18 protein-coding genes and 3 pseudogenes are annotated in these 18,021 nt (G+C 58.5%); 3 read left to right on the forward strand and 18 right to left on the reverse strand.

Annotated features, from left to right (window positions below):
- Positions 1-37: 37 nt before the first annotated feature.
- The 9 genes and pseudogenes from N7E01_RS09040 to N7E01_RS18755 form a co-directional block, all read right to left on the reverse strand.
- Positions 38-1,138 (reverse strand): DODA-type extradiol aromatic ring-opening family dioxygenase, encoded by a 1,101-nt coding sequence (locus N7E01_RS09040; RefSeq protein ID WP_289172643.1) that lies wholly within the window; start codon positions 1,136-1,138, stop codon positions 38-40.
- A gap of 91 nt (positions 1,139-1,229) precedes the next feature.
- A pseudogene (locus N7E01_RS18750) lies at positions 1,230-1,718 on the reverse strand (ABC transporter permease subunit); the annotation flags it as partial.
- A complete protein-coding gene (locus tag N7E01_RS09050) occupies positions 1,628-2,041 on the reverse strand; it encodes an ABC transporter permease subunit (protein WP_289172645.1) in 414 nt (137 codons plus the stop codon). The gene N7E01_RS09050 and the pseudogene N7E01_RS18750, both read right to left, overlap by 91 nt.
- 13 nt (positions 2,042-2,054) lie before the next feature.
- Positions 2,055-3,746, reverse strand: a complete 1,692-nt coding sequence (locus N7E01_RS09055) for an ABC transporter permease subunit (protein ID WP_289172646.1) — start codon at positions 3,744-3,746, stop codon at positions 2,055-2,057.
- Positions 3,727-4,443: an ABC transporter ATP-binding protein gene (locus tag N7E01_RS09060; protein WP_289172647.1), complete on the reverse strand. Its 717-nt coding sequence runs from the start codon at positions 4,441-4,443 to the stop codon at positions 3,727-3,729. The genes N7E01_RS09055 and N7E01_RS09060 overlap by 20 nt, the downstream gene beginning before the upstream one ends.
- Positions 4,444-4,562: 119 nt before the next feature.
- The gene (locus N7E01_RS09065; protein WP_289172648.1) at positions 4,563-5,813 is read right to left on the reverse strand and encodes an ABC transporter substrate-binding protein; all 1,251 of its coding nucleotides are present in this window, start codon (positions 5,811-5,813) and stop codon (positions 4,563-4,565) included.
- Positions 5,814-5,838: 25 nt separating this feature from the next.
- Complete coding sequence (locus N7E01_RS09070) at positions 5,839-6,654, reverse strand: DODA-type extradiol aromatic ring-opening family dioxygenase (protein WP_289172649.1); 816 nt, start codon at positions 6,652-6,654, stop codon at positions 5,839-5,841.
- Between the two features lie 40 nt (positions 6,655-6,694).
- The gene (gene cnbCb / locus N7E01_RS09075; protein ID WP_289172650.1) at positions 6,695-7,669 is read right to left on the reverse strand and encodes a 2-aminophenol 1,6-dioxygenase subunit beta; all 975 of its coding nucleotides are present in this window, start codon (positions 7,667-7,669) and stop codon (positions 6,695-6,697) included.
- Positions 7,670-7,885: 216 nt separating this feature from the next.
- Positions 7,886-7,993, reverse strand: a pseudogene (locus N7E01_RS18755) (hypothetical protein); the annotation flags it as partial.
- Positions 7,994-8,350: 357 nt separating this feature from the next.
- Between N7E01_RS18755 and N7E01_RS09085 the strand changes: the two are divergent.
- Both N7E01_RS09085 and N7E01_RS09090 read left to right on the forward strand, forming a co-directional pair.
- Positions 8,351-8,932 (forward strand): MarR family winged helix-turn-helix transcriptional regulator, encoded by a 582-nt coding sequence (locus tag N7E01_RS09085; protein ID WP_289172652.1) that lies wholly within the window; start codon positions 8,351-8,353, stop codon positions 8,930-8,932.
- A gap of 28 nt (positions 8,933-8,960) precedes the next feature.
- Positions 8,961-10,700: a flotillin family protein gene (locus N7E01_RS09090; protein ID WP_289172653.1), complete on the forward strand. Its 1,740-nt coding sequence runs from the start codon at positions 8,961-8,963 to the stop codon at positions 10,698-10,700.
- A gap of 55 nt (positions 10,701-10,755) precedes the next feature.
- Here N7E01_RS09090 and N7E01_RS09095 read toward each other — a convergent pair whose 3' ends face one another.
- Positions 10,756-11,358 (reverse strand): SLC13 family permease, encoded by a 603-nt coding sequence (locus N7E01_RS09095; protein ID WP_289172654.1) that lies wholly within the window; start codon positions 11,356-11,358, stop codon positions 10,756-10,758.
- The gene (locus tag N7E01_RS09100; protein ID WP_289172655.1) at positions 11,322-11,660 is read right to left on the reverse strand and encodes an anion permease; all 339 of its coding nucleotides are present in this window, start codon (positions 11,658-11,660) and stop codon (positions 11,322-11,324) included. Before N7E01_RS09100 ends, N7E01_RS09095 begins: the two co-directional genes overlap by 37 nt.
- A gap of 185 nt (positions 11,661-11,845) precedes the next feature.
- On the opposite strand from N7E01_RS09100, the gene N7E01_RS09105 reads away from it, so the two are divergent.
- The gene (locus tag N7E01_RS09105; RefSeq protein WP_289172656.1) at positions 11,846-12,376 is read left to right on the forward strand and encodes a peroxiredoxin; all 531 of its coding nucleotides are present in this window, start codon (positions 11,846-11,848) and stop codon (positions 12,374-12,376) included.
- A 43-nt stretch (positions 12,377-12,419) separates the two neighbouring features.
- On the opposite strand, the gene N7E01_RS09110 is transcribed toward N7E01_RS09105, so the two are convergent.
- The 7 genes and pseudogenes from N7E01_RS09110 to N7E01_RS09140 form a co-directional block, all read right to left on the reverse strand.
- Positions 12,420-12,824 carry an FAD-binding oxidoreductase gene (locus N7E01_RS09110; protein WP_289172657.1) on the reverse strand — a complete coding sequence of 135 codons (405 nt, stop codon included), beginning with the start codon at positions 12,822-12,824 and terminating at the stop codon, positions 12,420-12,422.
- The gene (locus N7E01_RS09115) at positions 12,736-13,839 is read right to left on the reverse strand and encodes an FAD-binding oxidoreductase (protein WP_289172658.1); all 1,104 of its coding nucleotides are present in this window, start codon (positions 13,837-13,839) and stop codon (positions 12,736-12,738) included. Before N7E01_RS09115 ends, N7E01_RS09110 begins: the two co-directional genes overlap by 89 nt.
- Positions 13,840-13,843: 4 nt before the next feature.
- The gene (locus tag N7E01_RS09120) at positions 13,844-14,023 is read right to left on the reverse strand and encodes a hypothetical protein (RefSeq protein WP_289172659.1); all 180 of its coding nucleotides are present in this window, start codon (positions 14,021-14,023) and stop codon (positions 13,844-13,846) included.
- On the reverse strand, positions 13,993-14,868 hold the full coding sequence (locus N7E01_RS09125) for a TRAP transporter substrate-binding protein (protein ID WP_289172660.1): 876 nt from the start codon (positions 14,866-14,868) through the stop codon (positions 13,993-13,995). Before N7E01_RS09125 ends, N7E01_RS09120 begins: the two co-directional genes overlap by 31 nt.
- Before the next feature lie 44 nt (positions 14,869-14,912).
- A pseudogene (locus N7E01_RS19410) lies at positions 14,913-16,202 on the reverse strand (TRAP transporter large permease).
- The gene (locus tag N7E01_RS09135; RefSeq protein ID WP_289172661.1) at positions 16,202-16,747 is read right to left on the reverse strand and encodes a TRAP transporter small permease; all 546 of its coding nucleotides are present in this window, start codon (positions 16,745-16,747) and stop codon (positions 16,202-16,204) included. The pseudogene N7E01_RS19410 and the gene N7E01_RS09135 overlap by 1 nt, the downstream one beginning before the upstream one ends.
- On the reverse strand, positions 16,744-17,904 hold the full coding sequence (locus N7E01_RS09140) for an alpha-hydroxy-acid oxidizing protein (protein ID WP_289172662.1): 1,161 nt from the start codon (positions 17,902-17,904) through the stop codon (positions 16,744-16,746). The genes N7E01_RS09135 and N7E01_RS09140 overlap by 4 nt, the downstream gene beginning before the upstream one ends.
- Positions 17,905-18,021: the final 117 nt, after the last annotated feature.

Raw genomic sequence — 18,021 nt, forward strand, 5'->3', positions numbered from 1 at the left:
CCGGGCGTATCGATGGATATACGCCTTTTAGTGGCGCTTAAAACAGCTTGGCAACGACGGCCCCTGAACCATACTGAGGACCATAGGCGTAGACTTTGGCGTCACCCAATCGCCCGTGCAGGGCGCCCAGTGCGAAGGCCACGTGCTTGAGCCCCATGTCGGCTTTGGTTTGTGCCAGGAAATCGGGGATCAGTCGCTGCAGTTCGGCGGCATCGCGTTGTTCGATGCATTGCAATAGTCGGTGATTCCAGGCGTCATCGGTTTGTGAGGCAATGGCATCCTGGTCAATCGGTCGGCCGTCTCGCCATTCGGCGCCTGTCAGGCCGCCCAGCACCAGTACAACGACGCGCTTGCCTTGCAAATCGGCTTGTTGTGCCACCAGCTCACCCAGCGCGCGGGTACGATCAAAGTCGTAGTACAGGTTGTTCGAGACATTCAAGGTTGGCCATTGCCCTTTGGGGTTGACCAGGGCGTTGGCCATTACGGTACCTGAGTCGAGCGGGAAGCCTTCGTAATCAACGCGCTTGGACGGGATGCCCGCTTCCCGGGCGGCACGGACGCATGCCTTGGCCAAAGACACGTCTGTGGTCAGGTCGAACGGGATTTCACCCAGCTCGTGCCAGTTTTCATCGACATGCAAACCCGACATCCGCTGTTTGCCTTGCCAAAGCTGGTCAAGTACCGCATACCAGCGCGTTGAGTAAATCACGAGGGTGTCAGGTTCAAGGCGTTCGATGTCTTCCCGAACTTTTTCCATACCCTTGGCCAGGTCACTGTAGACAGGCTCTTTGTTGCACAGGGCCAGCAAGGGGCTGACAGGCAGCCAATACGCCCCGACCACGCCAGGCTTGTCGAGCAAGGCGAAGCGGTCTTGTGCGGCACTGGCGCCAAACAGCCAGCGTGACAGTATTGCCAGGCCAGAGGGTTGGCGACGGCGCTTGTGCGGGTGGCGGATATCGTTGACGATGCCCATCAGCCCGCGCGGCAGCAGCAGCATCAAGAGGATCGACAAAATACCCAGTACCAACTGGCCCTGCCCAGCCGCCGCGCCGACGATACGGTCGACGAAAATATAAATGATCGCCCCCAGCAAGGGGCCTGCGACGCTGCCCATGCCACCGGCTACCACAATGAACACAATGATGGCGGCCCATGAAATAGAGAAGGCATTGGGGGGTGATGATCACGACATCCATGTAATACAGGCCTGCCGCCAACCCTGTCATGGTGCCGCTGACCAGAAATACGGCGGCCTTGATCTTGTTGACGTCGACCCCGCTGGAGCGGGCGGCGTCTTCGTCGTCGCGCACGGCGGTCAGTGCCAGACCATAGGATGAGCGCATCCAGCGCCAGATAACGGCGCTTGAGACCAACAACAGCCCGAAGGCTGCGTAATACAGCTGTACGGCGGTGGCTTCGGATTTCAGTTGCATGCCTCCGCCGGCCCCGACCAGATTCCAGCCGTTGAAGACAGTGGCAACGGCTTCGGCAATTAGCCAGGTGGCGATTGCAAAGTAGGCCCCCTGAAGTTTCAACAAGGGCAGAGCCCCCAGGAAAATGAGCAGTAACAAGGCCACGCGACGAATGTAATGGCTGCCAAACAGGTCGGCTTCGGGTACCGAGAGGATCAACCATTCGTACAGAATCCAGAGCACAACGGCAATCCCCACCCCCACTTGATGCGTTGACGGCTGCCTCGTTCGCGCAGCGGCAGGCATAACAGCCACGCGAACAAGGCGGAAACGATGCCGGCAACGGGCCAGGCCAACCAGATGGGGACACCGCCGTAGTAGAAGACAATGGCTTGGGCGAAGGCCCCCAGGCCGATGAATACCTGTTGCCCAAACGTTAATAAGCCGGCATAACCTGCCATCAGGTTCCAGGCATGTCCGAAGGTTGCAAATACGAATGCCGAGAACAGCAGGTGAAGCCAGTAACTTTCAGCGGACAGCCCCAATGGGAGCAAAAGCAGAATGGCAGCCAGCGTCAACACCCAGATGAAACCGTTGCGGCCATAAAAAGAATCGAAAAATACTTTCATGTTTACCGTCGGCCTATTTGCGTGCGAAAAGACCCTGGGGCCGCATCGCCAATACCAGCAGGATCAGAAGATATCCGGCAACTTGCTGTGCTGCCGGGCCGAAGTAGGTGCCCGCCAGCACCTGGACGATGCCAAGGACGACACCGCCGATGAGGCTGCCAAATACCGAGCCGAGGCCACCCAGAATGACCACCCCGAAGGCAAGCAACAAAAAGGGTGTCCCGTCAAAAGGCTGGAATGAGCGCGACATGCCGATCATGAAGCCTGCAATCGATGCCGACGCCAGGGCGACACCGCTGGCGACGGCATAAATATGGGTGGTACGTATCCCCATGACAGCTGCGATTTCTGGGTCGTCGCTGGCGGCGCGGATGGCACGCCCGGTGTGCGTGCGATGCAGCCAGGCGGATAAGCCCGCCAGCAGTATGGCTGCGGCAATGAAGAAGCCTAAGCGCAGGGTTGAAATGCTGAGGTCTTGGGAAAGCCGGATTGCCGAATATGACCATTCGTTGGGGATTGTGGCGGCATCGGCGCTGAACACGATCAGCATCCCCTGGCTCAGCACAATGGACAGCCCGAAGGTGACGAGCAGCGGCAGCATCAACCCGTAAACCGGCGGTAGATTTCGACGTTCGGCGGCATGTGACGAAACATGGTTGAGCACGCCGCGCTGGATGCCATAACCCACCAGATACATGACCGGGACCACAACCAATGGTGCCCAGAACGGGGCAACCCCCGTGGCCGTGAGCAAGGTCACGCACAGGTATGCTGCGACAATCAGCCAGTCGCCATGCGACAGATTGACCAGTTTCATGACCCCGAAATTGAGGGCCAGACCGACGCTGACCAGCGCGTAATAGCCGCCGAGCATGGCGCCCGACAAAATGCCATTCAGTAAATCAATGGCAAACCAGTACAGGTCTTCTTCAGTCATGGTGGCTTCCTGCATGCTGCCAAAATAGGCTGCCGTGATGGTGTCGTAATCCACTTCGTCGGGTTTGCCCTCAAGCACGATATTGCCTTCGAGCATGACGCAAAAGCGGGTGCATGACGCCAATGCCCGCTTCAGGTCTTGTTCAATGATGATGGCAGTCGAGCCCTGTTTTATGATGCGCCCGAGGTTCTGGTAGATCTCTTCGACCATGGCCGGCGAAAGCCCCAGTGACAGTTCGTCAAAGGCAATAACCGAAGGCGATGACATCAGGGCTCGGCCAATCGCCACCATTTGTTGTTCGCCGCCCGACATTTGCGAAACGATTTGCTGGCGCCGGTCACGCAGGCGGGGGAAAAGGGTAAAAACCTCTTCAAGCCGTTCTGGAATCAGTGGTCGGCATCGGGGTAAATAGGCCCCGGCCAACAGGTTGTCTTCCACGCTGAGACGGGAAAACAGGCGTCGCCCTTCGGGGACCAGCGCAAACCCTGCATTGACGATATCTTCCGGACGCCAGGTTTCGACGCGCTGGCCATGCAGTTCAATGCTGCCCCGCACGTGCGACCGCGCACCGTGCGTCGTCAGGCCTGCCAACGAGCGTAGCAAGGTTGATTTGCCGGCCCCATTGGCGCCGATAATCGCCAGGACATCGCCGCGTTGCAGGGTTATGTTGATATCGTGAATGGCGCGCAATTCGCCGTAATAGGCCGACAGGCTGTTGACGCGCAAAACGGCGCTTTGCGCCGGCGTATTAGTTGCCCAAGTAGACACGGCGGACCTCCGGCATTTCAAGGACACGGTCAGGTTTGTCGAGCGCCAGGATTTCGCCACCCGCCAGCGCCATGAGACGATCGGTGGCGGTCAGCATGGTGCGGATGACGTGTTCAATCCAGACGATCGTGATACCCATGCCGCGCAACTGACGAACCAGGCTGATGAAGTCGTTGATTTCTTGTTCGGTCAGGCCGGCAGCGACTTCATCAATGAGCAACAGACGTGGTTTCATGGCCAACGCCCGGGCCAGTTCATGACGTTTGCGTACCAACAGTGGAAGGCGGCCGGCCAATGTATCGGCGTAACGGGTGAGCCCGGTGATGGCCAGCGTACGTTCGATCCATTCGGCAACGGCGGTGTCAGCCAGTCCGCCGCCGAAGGTGGCGGCCACACGCAAATTGTCGAATACGGTCATTTGCCCGAAAGGGCGGGGCACCTGATAGGTTCTGGCAATGCCCTTGCGCGCCCGTTCGTGCGGGGGTAAGTCGGTAATATCTTCGTTCCGCAATAAGACCGTCCCCTCAGAGGGCGCGATATGGCCCGACAACATGCCGAACAAGGTTGTCTTGCCGGCTCCATTCGGGCCGATGACACCCAGAATCTCGCCCTCACGTACATCAAATGAGATCTGGTGAGCGACGGAGACGGCACCGAACGACTTGCTCAGCCCGCGTACTTCGAGCAAAGAATCCATAGGATATTCAAAGGATATAAAACTGCTGGGCCGATAGATCAGGGTGCGGATTGCACCGAAGAGTCGGCAAAAAAACAGCCTGCGCGTCTGGAACGAGGCGGCAGGCTGTCAGCCAGACATTACTTGTAGATTTGCATATCGGCTGTTTTCTTCACCGACGGGTAAACCTCGTTGTAGACATTCTCTTTGATGAGTTTTTTCTGGGCTTCGTCATAGCGCCATTGGGCACCGCCCAAGGGTTGAACGGAATAGTTCTGCTCGTTGAACTTGACCGGACCCGTTACGGTGTCGAGATTGGTTTGGCCCAGGGCCTTGCGAACCGCTTCTCGGTCGGTCGTACCGGCACGCTGAATGGCATCGAACAAAATGTCGTAAGAGGCGTCTTCGTAGCCCAGTGGCGGGGTGTACTGACGCCCAGGGTTGGCCGTTTCGTACTTGTCAGCCAGTTCTTGTGCCGAATAGCCGCCGAACTTTGATGTTCCGGGGAAGGCCGGCGACCAGAAATTTACGCTGACAATGCCGTAACCGGCTGGGCCAATGGCCTTCATGGGTTCGGGGTAGCCCGTTCCTTTGTCAATGACGTACATTTTGGGTTTGAAGCCTGCTTGTGCGGCTTGCTGAAGGAAGTTCTGCAGGTCGGGAGGGGCCAGCACGCCGGTCACCACTTCAACACGGTTGCGGCGGAATTGATTGATGATGGCGCTGAAGTCGGGCAGGCCTTGGGCGAAACGACCCGGATCAACTGGCTTCCAGCCCGCTTCTTTGAAGGCCGGGTCAAACAGCGAGGCAAAGACTGTGCCGTCGGGATCATTCGGATACAGGTAGCCGATAGAGCCGTTAAAACCTCCCGGCAACGACTTGATCATGCCGATGTGGTTCTTGACTAGGTCGGGTACCGAGAAGAAGAAGTGGTGGGTGTAGTCGTAGTCTTTCGGCTTGCCGTCGGGGCCGAACAACCAGGCTTCAACCGGGGTGTTGCCGGTAACGCACGGCATTTTGTGGCGTTCGCACAGGTCGGATGGTGCGTTCGTTGTGTCGGGCGTGCCCTGGGCCAGCAGAAAATCGACCTTGTCTTGCAAAATAGCCCGTGTGGCGGCCTCGGCAGAGCCCGAGGTGGTACTGCGGCTGTCGTAAATTTCGTATTCGATCTTGCACTTTTTGTCGCCAACAGCCAGACCACCGGCGGCGTTGATGGGGTCAACCTTGTTCTTGTCAACCCAGGGCGTGACCTTGCCGTAGTCGGCCAGCGGGCCGGTGATGGGAACCACACGACCAATTTTTATGGTGCATTGTTCTTGCGCAAGCACTCCGCCACTGGCGACCATAAGGCTGCCGCTGACAAGCAACGCCAATTTCGAGCTTAGTTTCATGACGACTCCTGGTTTGATTTGAGACTTACAAAGTGAACTCAATGACGGCCGCACCACTACCGTAAATTGGCCCATACCCATGAACGCGTGCGCCCATGAACCGGCCACGCAATGCCCCAAGCACCCAATGAAAATGCTTGAAGCCCATATCGGCACGCGCTTCGCGCGAGAATTCGGGGATAACCTGACGCAGCTGAGTGACATCTGCGGCTTCGATGAGACGCAGGATTTTTTGGTTCCAGTCCTCGTCAGAGGCTGTGGCGATGCGGTCGGTTTGGGGGTCAAGTTCGGTTCTGAACAAAGAGCCCGATAACCCGCCAATGCCGACTACCGCCAGGCGTTTATCCTGCTCGGCCGCACATTGCACGGCCATGGCGGCCAGCTTTTCGGTGGTGGCGGCATCGTGATAAAGGTTGTTGGCGGCTACAACCAGGGGCAAGCGTTGGGTGCCGATGCCCAGCAAGGTGCAGGCAGAAATCGTACCGCTGTCAATGGGGAAGTGATCGTAATTGATGCCCCGCGCATGCACCCCTTGTTTGGGCGAGTTGGCGACGCATGCGTAGGCCAGTTCGACGTCGGCGTGGATATCGTAGGGCATGTCGCCATATTCGTACCAGTTTTCGTCGACATGGATACCCTGGCTGCGGGGGCGGGTTAGCCATTGTTCGTCGAGTACGGCATACCACTGGGTGGAATACACCAGAACGGCGTCGGGGCGAGAGGCCGCCAACGCGCGTCCGGCACGCTGCATTGCGCTGGCCAGACGCCCCCAGACCAGGGCATCGGGCTTAAGGCACGGCAGCGGGTTACCTGGCACCAGAAAGGCTGAAACAACCGTCATGATCGCGACTCATTAAGCAAGAGAATAGAGAGGCCACGCATCAGTACGTGGTTTGCAGACCCGAACCGTAAGGTTCGCGGTTGAGGGCTGACGTACCGGTACTGTCGGGTGTATCGAGTTGCGAGAGGCCCGCTTTGCGCAGATTCCATTCCATGACCGCGTTGCCAGTTCCGATGACCGTGCCATAACCGTAGAGTTCGCCGGCCAATTCCGGGTAACCCATGGCCGCATGCATCCAGGTGAAGGCCCCTGACTTGACCTCGGCGAAAGACTCTTCGATGAACTGGGGCTGCAGTTTGAAATACTCGCGCATTTTGCCCTTGCGCATGAGTTCGATCATGCGCATGTCCCAACGGTAGCCATCGAGATTCTGCGGGTGCTCTTTTGACATGTCTTCGGGGATGCTGGGCTCTTCGTGGAAGTGCCAGTGCGACAAGGTATTGGAGGCCAGCAGTACGGCTTTGCGGCCTGACTTGCGAATGGCCTCGCGGGTGGCTTTGCCCAGCAGGTCCATTTCGACCATCCCCTCTTTGGTGTTGAGGTAATAAGGGGTGTTGTTGGCCGAGATGCCGACGACCGGGATGTCCCATTGGGGACGAATCATGTGCAGGGTGGTGATGGTGCCGTAGTCAACCCGAAAATTGGGATTGCGCATCATTTTGGTGACCAGACCCATTTTGCGGCCCTCTTCGGCACACAGCTCTGCCAGATCGACATCAACTTCAAGTGAAAAATCGTATCTGAACAGGTTGGGAAAAATGGGGTCAACCGACTTCCCGGACAGTTGGCGCACGCCCAGGAAGTGGTGGCCGACCGAGGTGATCCAGTGTGGCGAGTGAACCAGTAAAACATCCGGGCGCATGGCATCAAGGCTGGCGCGGGCTTTTTCGTAGGCCCAGCGCAAGGGTTCCCAGCCGCCTTCGGAGCGTGGTTCGTTTTGGGGCGGGTTCTCGCCGTACACCAGATGCGGAGGATGCGGGGCCAAAAAGCCTGCAATGATTTCACCGTTAGCCATGATGTGCTCCGTTAGACAGACACGCCCGGTTGCGGGCAGTCTTCCAGTAACTGAAACTCGATTTCTACGCTGGCCCCCAGCGGCAGGGCATTGACGCCTACCGAGGTGCGGGCCGGGGGATTTCGTGGGCGAAGAATTCGTCCCAGACGTCGTTGATCTGTGGAAATGCTGCAAAGTCAGTGCAAAAATTCGTGCCAACACGACGTGTTGTTTGGACCAGCCTTGTTCGTCAAGCAGACGTTGCAGGTTCGACAGGATTTGCCGGGCTTGCCGGGGCGGGCTGCCCCCGTCAAAGGTATTGGTGTCGGGGTTGATGGCGACCATGCCGGAGATAAAAATGAACCCCCGGCGCGCAGCACTGGCGTGTACAGAAACCGCGGTGTCGGCAGGACGGAAGACGAAACCACCTGACGTACGGACGACGCGTTCAATGTCATGTAAGGCCCCTTAATTTGGATATGTGCACGTACTAAATTCAGGCCAGTAACACACCTGTTTCAAAAACAGTCTATTGATCACGGTATCTGTGTGTCAAGGTTTATTTTCTTTTAAAACAAGCATTTATCTTAGTAATTACCCTAACTAAATTTGCGTTGACGACATCGGCAAGAACCGCATATAACAGCAAAACAAGTGGTCGGAAGATATATGACCACGTACTACTTTCAACCGATAACAGTCATGTCAAATCCTGTCGATGCCCACCTTGCCGTTCATGCTGCCGTGCCTGGGGTTGTCGCTCCGGAAACGCCTGAACACGCACGCAAGCACCTGGTGGCCCTCGAGACCCTGACCCCCGAAACACGGGCCTTGCTCGACGAATTCCAGCTGGACACGATCGTGTCACATTTGCTCCGGCGGGCGCATTTCCTGGCTGAAGAAACCTTCGCCCAAACGATTTCTCGGGAATCGATTACCCCGCGCCAAAAAGCCACGCTGATCGTGGTGTATCAGAACCCGGGGCTTAACCAGAATGCACTGGCTGAACGCCTGGTCATGGACCGCAACACCATTGCTGACATGGTCAAGCGTCTGGTTGCGGCCAAGTTGCTGTTAAGGGTTACGTCCAGAAGTAATCAGCGCGCCTATCAGTTGTACCTTGCGCCGGCAGGCGCCCAGTTACTGAACCAGGTCATGCCGCGCGACAGCGAAATCGAGGCGTCATTGCTCGCCCGACTGCCGGCAGAGTACCGGCCGCTTTTCTTGAAATGCCTCAAGCTGCTTGTCGATTCAGCCCTTGCGTCTTCTGACGATCCCGGCTGATTTTTTACTAACCAGGAGCCCTTCCCCGATGGAAAACAGTCTCGGCATCATCTTACTGACGGTCATTCTCATCATCATTGGTATCGCCATCTTTTGGTGGCTGCTTTCCAAGCTATACCAGCGATCTACGACCGAGCTGGCCTTTGTCAGAACCGGGTTTCTGGGTGAAAAAGTCGCCATTTCAGGCGGCGCGTTTGTCTTCCCGGTGGTGCACGATGTCACCCGGGTCAACATGAATACATTGCGTCTTGGGGTCAGCCATTTTGACAAGAGCGCCCTCATTACCCAAGATCGCCTGCGTATCAACATCGAGGCTGATTTTTATGTGCGGGTCCGGCCCGAACGTGCTGCGGTAGCCGCGGCGGCACGTACCATGGGCTCGCGCACACTGTCGGCCGATGCCATGCGTCAGTTGCTCGAGGCGCGCTTCACCGATGCCTTGCGCACGGCTGCCGCCGAGCAGCCCATGGAGGCGCTGCACGAGAATCGCGGGGCGTATGCGCAACGGGTTCGTGAGCTGGCCACCATTGGCCTGGAAGCCAGTGGTCTGGAGATTGATAGTGTGTCCATTTCCACTCTTGACCAGGCCTCGCGCGAGTTTTTCAACCCGAATAACGCTTTTGACGCTGCCGGTTTAACCAAACTGACGGCTGAGATTGAAGAGCGTCGCAAGAAGCGCAATGAAATCGAGCGTGATGCACAGGTGGCTATCCAGCGTAAAAACCTCACGGCCGAGCAACAGTTACTTGAATTGCAGCGCGAAGAAGAATACGCCCGCATGCAGCAAGAGCATGAAATTTCGGTTCGGCGGGCCGAGCAACAAAGTCGTATTGCCGCCGAGGTTGCTTCGCTGAAACGCGAATCGCAAGTGGCCGAAGTCAATGCGGCCGAGTCCATTGAAAAAGCGCGTATCGCTTCGGACAAAACATTGCGCGAACAAAAAATACTTCTCGAGCAACAGCTGAAAACCATGGAAATCGAACGCTCGCGCAATCTTGAACTGGCGGAAACCGAGCGACGTAAAACACTTGAGCTGGCCCAGCAAGCGATTGAAATTGAAATTGCCGAGAATTCGCGCAAACGCAATGCGGCGCTGGCCCAGGCCGAGACCAGTCGTGCGGCTTCGGTTCGTGCCGAAGAGGCTGTTTTGTCGGCGCGTGAAATCGAGCGGGCTGAGCGCGAGAAGGCCTTGGCACTGATTGCTGCACAGCGTGAAGTGGAGGCGGGCGGACTGGCAATTACCGAAAAGGCCCAGGCCGAAAAAGTTGCAGCCGAGCATCGTGCCAACACGACGCGTTTGCTGGCCGAGGCCCAGGCCTATGCCGACCAGTTGCAGCGTGAGGGTAAAGACAAGAACTATGCCATTGAGGCAAAAGGTCGGCGCGCCCTGAATGAAGCCGAGAATCTCATGTCGGCTGACGCCATGAAACTGCGTGTTCAGCTGGCGGCTATCGAGCAAGTGCAGAATGTGATGCGCGAAAGTGCCAAGCCGCTTGAGCACATTAGCGAAATCAAGATTCTTCACGTCGACGGGTTGAACAACGGCTCAGGCTCGGGTACCGATGACCTTAGTGGCAGTCAAAGCGTTTCTGATCAGGTGATGTCGTCGGCGTTGAAGTACAAGCTGCAGGCCCCGTTGCTCGATACGCTGATGCAACAGGCCGGCATGCATTCTGAAGATCTGACACGGCCCCTGAAGGCGTCATTGCAACGCTACCCGGCTGACGATAGTCGTTCAAGCAGTGGTGCGTCGCCTGTCAAGGGTTGATGACCCCCGGATTTTGCAGAAGCCCCCGTGTTGCGGGCTTCTGCACTGAACGCGCTTAACGTACCCAGATCAGCCCGATAAGCAGGTAACACAAGCCGGTGATGATGACCACGCTGGCAATGTTCAGGGCGAAACCGGCCTTGATCATTGACTGAATCTTCATGTGCCCGGTACCGAAAACAATCGCGTTGGGTGGTGTGGCCACCGGCATCATGAAGGCGCAGCTTGCGGCAATGGCGGCGGGTATGGCCAGCATTTCCGGCGGTATGCCTTGTGCAATGGCCAGTGCACCCAACAGCATCCATTGGCCGAAACCGATCTCGATGCCGTAGGTTTTGCTGAGAAAACCCGCCAGGAACACGTTTGGCGGCGTGCCGATAAGCGTGGCAATGCCGCCGATACTGGAGGCATAGGCGATGGCGAGCAGCATGGCGGTCATGAACCGGGCATTGTCTTTTTCCGAGGTTGAGTCTGCCGTCAACATCTCGGCAACCGACATGCCAATGGGCAACATCATGATGGCGGTAGCCGTGTTGCTGACCCACATGCTCAGGAAGCCGGTGGCAATCATGATGCCGGCGATTTGCAGGCGTGGCTTGCTGCCCATCAGGAGCAGAATCGTCAGGGCGACACGACGGTGCAGATTCCATTGCTGCATGGCCAGGCCAATGACAAAGCCGCCGAGGAAAAGAAAATGACGGGGTTGGCATAAGGCGACGTGGCGCTGGTCAGGGTGCCAATATCCAGAACCGGGATGAGCAGGATCGGAAGCAGTGATGTGGCCGGGATAGGGATGGCCTCTGTGGCCCACCAGACTGCCATCAGTAGCGTAAGGCCGGTTGCGGACCAGGCAGCTTCTGACATGCCTCCGGGTGGGTCGGTGAGTACGCACAGCAGCAGTAAAAGAGGCCCAAGAGTCAGCCCGGTGGTGGCGATAGGACTTGCGGATGTTGATGACATGTTGGGCCGTCCTGACAGGAGTGAAGATTTAATTAGAGACCTGCCAGCGGTGCTTTGCAAGATGCTGGTGTGGATGTTGCGGCGCCACTACGCATGATTTGACCCGGGTATGCCGTCGTTCGGTGTCGTGGTTCGGGCCCGAACAGCGATATAGTAGAAACTGCTATGACTGAGTGGAGATTGTGATGCGCAGACCGATTAGCGTGGCTTTGCTGGCGGGTTTCTTGCTGGCGTTTTCAGGGTTGGCCAGGGCGCTTGAGGTGGGTGACATGGCCCCCGATTTTCGTTTGCCGGGCGCAGACGGCAAGACCTATCAGCTGTCCGATTACCGGGGAAAGCAGGCGGTTGTCGTGGCGTGGTTTCCGATGGCCAATACGTACGGCTGTACGATTGAATGCAAGTCGCTGGCTGAAAATGGCGACAAGATCCGCCAGTTTGACGTGACTTACTTCATGGCCAGTGTCGATCCCCTGGCCGACAACCAGGACTTTTCATCACAAACCAATGCCGATTTTCCGATACTCAGTGATGAGGACAAGTCGGTCGCCAAGGCATGGGATGTTTTGGGGTTGCTGGGTGTGGCCAAGCGCCATACGTTTTACATTGGCAAGGATGGTCGGGTTCTGAAAATAGAAACCCGGGTCAACCCGGAGACCTCTGCCGAGGACATGGTGCGAAACCTGAGCGAGTTGGGTGTGGCTCGGGTGACGCCCTGATGGTGTAAAAATGCCGGGCGCATGGGCCCGGCCGTTAGTTGAATCAAGTGTGCTGGTCAGGCAGTACCTTGCCCGGGTTCATCAATCCGAGTGGGTCAAGAGCATTTTTTATGCTGTGCATGACATTCAGGGCTTCGCCGTGTTCGATGCGCAGGTATTCGCGTTTGCCCATGCCGACGCCGTGTTCACCGGTGCATGACCCGCCACTGGCGATGGCGCGTTCAACCACGCGTCGATTGACGTCTTCGGCGCGTTGAACCTGTTCGGCATTTTCCGGGTCGATCAGCAGCACCATGTGGAAGTTGCCGTCGCCCAGGTGACCCAGGATGGGGGCGGTGATGCCGGCATTGGCCGCGTCTTCACGAGCTGCACGCATGTTTTCGGGCAGGGCGGTCAACGGTACACAGACATCGGTCGTCATCATGCGTTTGGGACGCTCGTAGGCCATGCAGGCGTAGGCGCAATCGTGCCGTGCCCGCCACAGGCGTTCGCGCTCCTCGGCACTGGGTAGCGCAGGCGAAGCCTTCGCCGCCGTTATCTTCGGCGATTTCCTGCACGGTGGCACTGATTTCCTGGGCCTGAGAGGGCGAGCCATGAAATTCAAAGAACAGGTGCGGGGTGACGGGCAGGTCAAATTTGGAGTAGCGGTTGACGGCGTCGACCATGACCTCGTCAAGGTATTCAACCCGCGCAATACTGATGCCGGACTGCATGATGGCGACGGCCGTGTCGACGGCGGATTGGGCGTCCGGAAACCGGCAGGTGGCTGAAATCACATGCTCGGGTCGGGGGTACAGGCGCAGCGTGACTTCGGTGACGATGCCCAGCGTGCCCTCGGCACCGACGAACAGGTGGGTCAGGTCGTAGCCTGCGGACGATTTGCGGGCACGGTTGCCGGTGCGGATGATGCGGCCGTCGGCCAACACCACCTCAAGGCCGCGCACAACGTCAGCCATGGTGCCATAACGAACCGTGTTGGTGCCGCTGGCGCGTGTCGAGGTCATGCCGCCGACGGTGGCGTCGGCCCCGGGGTCTACCGAAAAGAACAGGCCGGTATCCTTGATGCGTTCGTTCAGGGTGCGGCGTGTCAGGCCGGGCTGGACCACGCAGTCAAAGTTGCCGGGGTCAACCGAGATGAGCTGGTCCATCTGGCCCATGTCGATGACCACACCACCATGCACGGGGATCAGTGCGCCCTCAACCGAAGAGCCAACCCCAAAGGGAATCATCGGGATGCGATGGGCATGGCAGATGCGGGCGATGGCGGAGACTTCAGCCGTGTTCTGGGGGAAGACCACGGCGTCAGGCATCTGGGGCGCATGCCAGGATTCGTCGCGGCCATGATTGGCTCGTACGGATTCGCCCGTCGAGGCGCGGTCACCCAGCAAGTCTTTGAGTTGCCGGAAGGCTTCGGTGAAGCGTTCTTGACGTGAAGGGTCACGGGTCGTGATGGTGGTGTTCATGGTGTTACTTCTCTGCCGCCACTTTGGCGATTTCGTCTTTAAACATGGTCAATGCGGCATTGCCGTCGACCCCCAGTTTTTTCATGCGCTCGACCCAGGCGTCACGCAGCGCGTCGCCTTCGGCATGGATGCGTTTCAGGTCGTCTCCGCCGGCTACCACAACGGTGTAGCCAGCCGCCTGCATTTTTTCCAGGCCTCAGCGTCGACTTTGTCCCAGGCCTTGCCGGACAGTCGGGCGAACGCTTCGCCGGACGCAGCATCCAGTACCTTGCGGTCTTGTTCGTTGAGTTTGGCGTAGGCGTTTTTGTTGATGATGACGTAGTGCGTGTCGCGGTACAGGCCTCCTGGAACCTGGTAGGCATTCTTCATCAAGGGCAACAAGCGGAAGCTGTCGACCGAGTCGGCGTTGAACATGGCGCCGTCAACGACACCGCGTGAAAGCATTTCGTAGGCTTCGCTGGCCGAGGTGAACTGGGGCACGATGCCAAGACGACTGGACATGTCTTGCACGATACCGCCGGTTGCGCGCAGTCGCAGGCCCTTCAGGTCGTCGAGTTTGGCAACGGGTTTGACTTCGCGGGTGAAGAAGTGGCCGGGGCCGTGGGTGTACAAGCCGAGCAGCTTGACGCCGTCGAACTCATTCAAGGGTTCAAAGAATTTCTGGTGGGTGCGCCAGTACGCTACGGCGGCGCTTTCGGCATCGTCGGCGTAGCCGGGCAGGGTCATGCCATAGGCGGACGGGAAACGGTCGGCGGTGTAGGCGTGTACGCTCAGGGCCATGTCGGCAACGCCGTCGCGAACCAGGTCAAAGTGGGCAGGTGGCTTGCCCAGCGCCGGAAGGAACTGGATCTTGATGCGGCCGTCACTGTTCTTTTCGATGTCTGCAGCCCAGGGCTGCAGGATCTGGGTGGTGATGGGGTGGGTGGGCGGCAGCCAGTTCGAGAACCGCAGCACGGTTTGCGCCGAGCTTAGCGACGAAAAGGCGGTGGCGGCGATCAGGCCGGCGCTCAGTACTATTTTTTTCAGCATGGTTATGTCTCCTTGATTTTGGTTTTGTGTGGTGTGGTGCCTGGTTACAGGCGGTTGGGCAGGAACAGTGTGATGATGGGGACTGACGCCAGCAAGGCCAGCCGCAAGACGTCGGCCATGACAAACGGCATGACGCCGCGCACGATCGTGTGGGTGGATACGTCGGGCAGGGTGGCGCGCAAAACGAAGATATTCATGCCCATGGGGGTGTGATCAGGCTGATTTCGGTGACCACAACAACGATAATGCCGAACCAGATCGGGTCAAAACCGTAGCTCATCATCAAGGGGAAGAAGATGGGGACGGTCAACAGCATCATGGACATGCTTTCCAGAACCAGGCCCAGGATAATGTAGACCACGAGGACGCCCAGCAAGACTTCGACCGGGCCCAGGTTCATCAGTTTGACCCAGGCCTCAAGGGCCTGCAGCAAGCCGCCCACGTTGACGAAATGGGAAAAATCAGTGCGCCGATGACCACAATGAACAGCATGGCGGTCATGCGGGTGGTGTCAACCAGCACCTCAACGCATTCGCGCAGCCGCATTTTGCCGCGGATGATGGCGAACACGCCGGCAAAACCTGCGCCGATACCGGCGGCTTCGGTGGAGGTGAAGACACCTAGATAGATACCGCCGATGACCACGATGAACAGTGTGGCCACACCCCAGACCCGGCGCATGACATGAAGACGCTCGCGCCATGAGGTACGTTCGCCCGGGGGCCGGCTGCCGGGTCAGCCACCGCAACCAGCCATGCGGCAGCACAATAAAACCCCAGGCCAATCAGACCGGGAATCACGCCGGCAATGAACAACTTGTCGATGTCGGTGTTGGTCATCAAGCCGTACAGTACCAGGGCAATGGAGGGCGGGATGAGAATACCGAGGGTGCCGCCTGCAGCGATGGCGCCGGTGGCCAGCGAATCTTTGTAGCCGAATTTTCGCATCGAGGGCATGGTGACGCGCGACATGGTGGCGGCCGTGGCGAGGCTGGAACCGCACACTGCGGAAAAGCCCGTACAGGCCAGCAGGGTTGACAGCGCCAGGCCGCCGCGCAGATGGCCCACAAAGGCATACGCGGCCGAGTACAAGTCTTCAGACAGTTTCGCGCGAGTAATGAAATTGCCCATGAGAATGAACAGCGGCAGGATGGCCAGGTTGTAGCTGAAGGCGGTGTCGAAGGCGGTTTGGCCGACCATGGCCAGCGCTCCCGGCCAACCGACAATCAGGCCAAACCCCAGAAAACCGGCCAGGGCCATGGATAAGGCAATCGGTACGCCAATGGCGGACAGCAGCAGTAACGCCGCCAGGCCAATGAACAGGCTGGATGTCATCATGATGTTTGGCCCTTTTGTGCAGTCGATGGTGTGCCGGTGATGGTGTGTTGCCAGAAACGCAGCGCCTGCATCAGGAAAATCAGCGCCGAGATAGCGGCACACAGGGCAATGAACAAGGCAATCGGTGCCATAGGAATTTTCAGGAAAGGCGTGGTGTCGCCATATCGTGCGATGGACAGCGCCTTGTCAACGATGCGCCAGGCCAGCAGGACCATGCCTGCGGTGCTGATCGTGGCGACTATGGCATTGGTCAATGCCCTGACGCGCCCGCGGACGGCATTGCTGAGGTAGTCCAGCCGGATGTGCTCATTGCTGGCCGTGACAAGTGGCAGTGCAGCAAATACACAAACCCCCATGGCCAGTTCGATAATTTCGACGGCGCCGGGCAGCGGGGCGTTGAACAGGTAGCGCCCGGTGACGTCGATCAGCATCAGGAACATGATGCTGGCCAGGGCGATGGCGGCGCAGGCTCCGGCAGCGGTCTGGGCCGTCCGGGCCAGACCGCTGCGTGGGGGCTCCGGTGATGCGGGTGTCTGGTTCATGGTGTGTCCTGGCAAGAGGGGAAGGGAAGCGGGATTGATGCGGGTTGGAGATAGTTCCGGTTCAGTTGCCCGGTGTCCGGACAACCCAGTTGCGTCAGCGCGTCTTTGTATTCACTGTGCAGGATATCCAGGGCGCTGCGTACGCCACGTTCCCCGGCACTGGCCAGGCCATAGAGCGTTGCCCGCCCGAGCATGACGGCACTTGCGCCCAAGGCAACGGCCTTGGCGATATCGCTGCCGCGCCGGATGCCGCCATCGATCAGCACCTCGAAGCCGGGCATGGCGGGTAGTCGGGCCAGGGTTTCCAGGCCGGTGCAGGCGTCGTCCAGTTGCCGCCCACCGTGATTGGACAGTACGACCCCGTTGATGCCCATGGCCTTGCAGCGCAGGATGTCGTCGGGGTGCAGTACGCCCTTGACGAGCATTTTGTGCGGCCATTGTTGCCGGATGGCCTCCAGTGCCGACCAGTCGAAACCGGCATCCATGGAACGGCTGAGCAGTGCGGCGCGCGCGGTGGCGGTTTGGGCTTCGGGAGTATTGAAGTTGCCCAGCACGGGCTTGCCATTACGCAGATAGCGCCATGACCAGCCGGGGTGGCTGATGCCATCCCAGAGGGTGCGTGGCCGCAGACGCACCGGTAATGCAAAATGGTTGCGCATGTCACGCTCGCGTTTGCCGTTGACGACGACATCGACAGTGACGACCAGGCATTCGTAACCGGCTGTTTTGGCGCGTTCGACCAATGACCGGGCCAGCGTGCGCTCAATCACATACAACTGGAACCACAGGCGACCGCTGGCCTGGGCGGCAATATCTTCCAGGGGCAGGCTGGAGGCTGTTGACAAGGTGAACGGGATTCCACAGTGCTGTGCGGCCTTGGCCAGGGCCAGATCCCCGTCGGGCCAGAGCAGCGAGTTCAGTCCGGTTGGCGCGACCACGGCCGGAAAGGCCGCGTCAGCCCCCAGCACCGAGCTTGCGGTGTTGACGCTGCGCAGGTCGACCAGGCGCCGTGGCAGAAAACGCCATTGTTTGAATGCATCGGCATTGGCCTGAAGGGTGCGCTCGTCCTGTGCGCCGCCCGCCATGAAGTCGTAGACCATGGCGGGAAGTTGACGGCGGGCTTGCCGGTGAAGGTCTTCGATGGTGATCCACGTCATGCGACGATAGGCGTGGCCGGGGTGTCCCGGCTGAACGCTTGTCTCCTGTTGTTGTGCGTGTTGCTGTTTTATGTGGCGTTTATTATGTCGTCCTGATTAATATAAGACAATAAAACA

Origin of the sequence: Neopusillimonas aromaticivorans, assembly GCF_030344915.1 — a bacterium.
In the GTDB taxonomy this organism is placed as follows: domain Bacteria; phylum Pseudomonadota; class Gammaproteobacteria; order Burkholderiales; family Burkholderiaceae_B; genus Neopusillimonas; species Neopusillimonas aromaticivorans.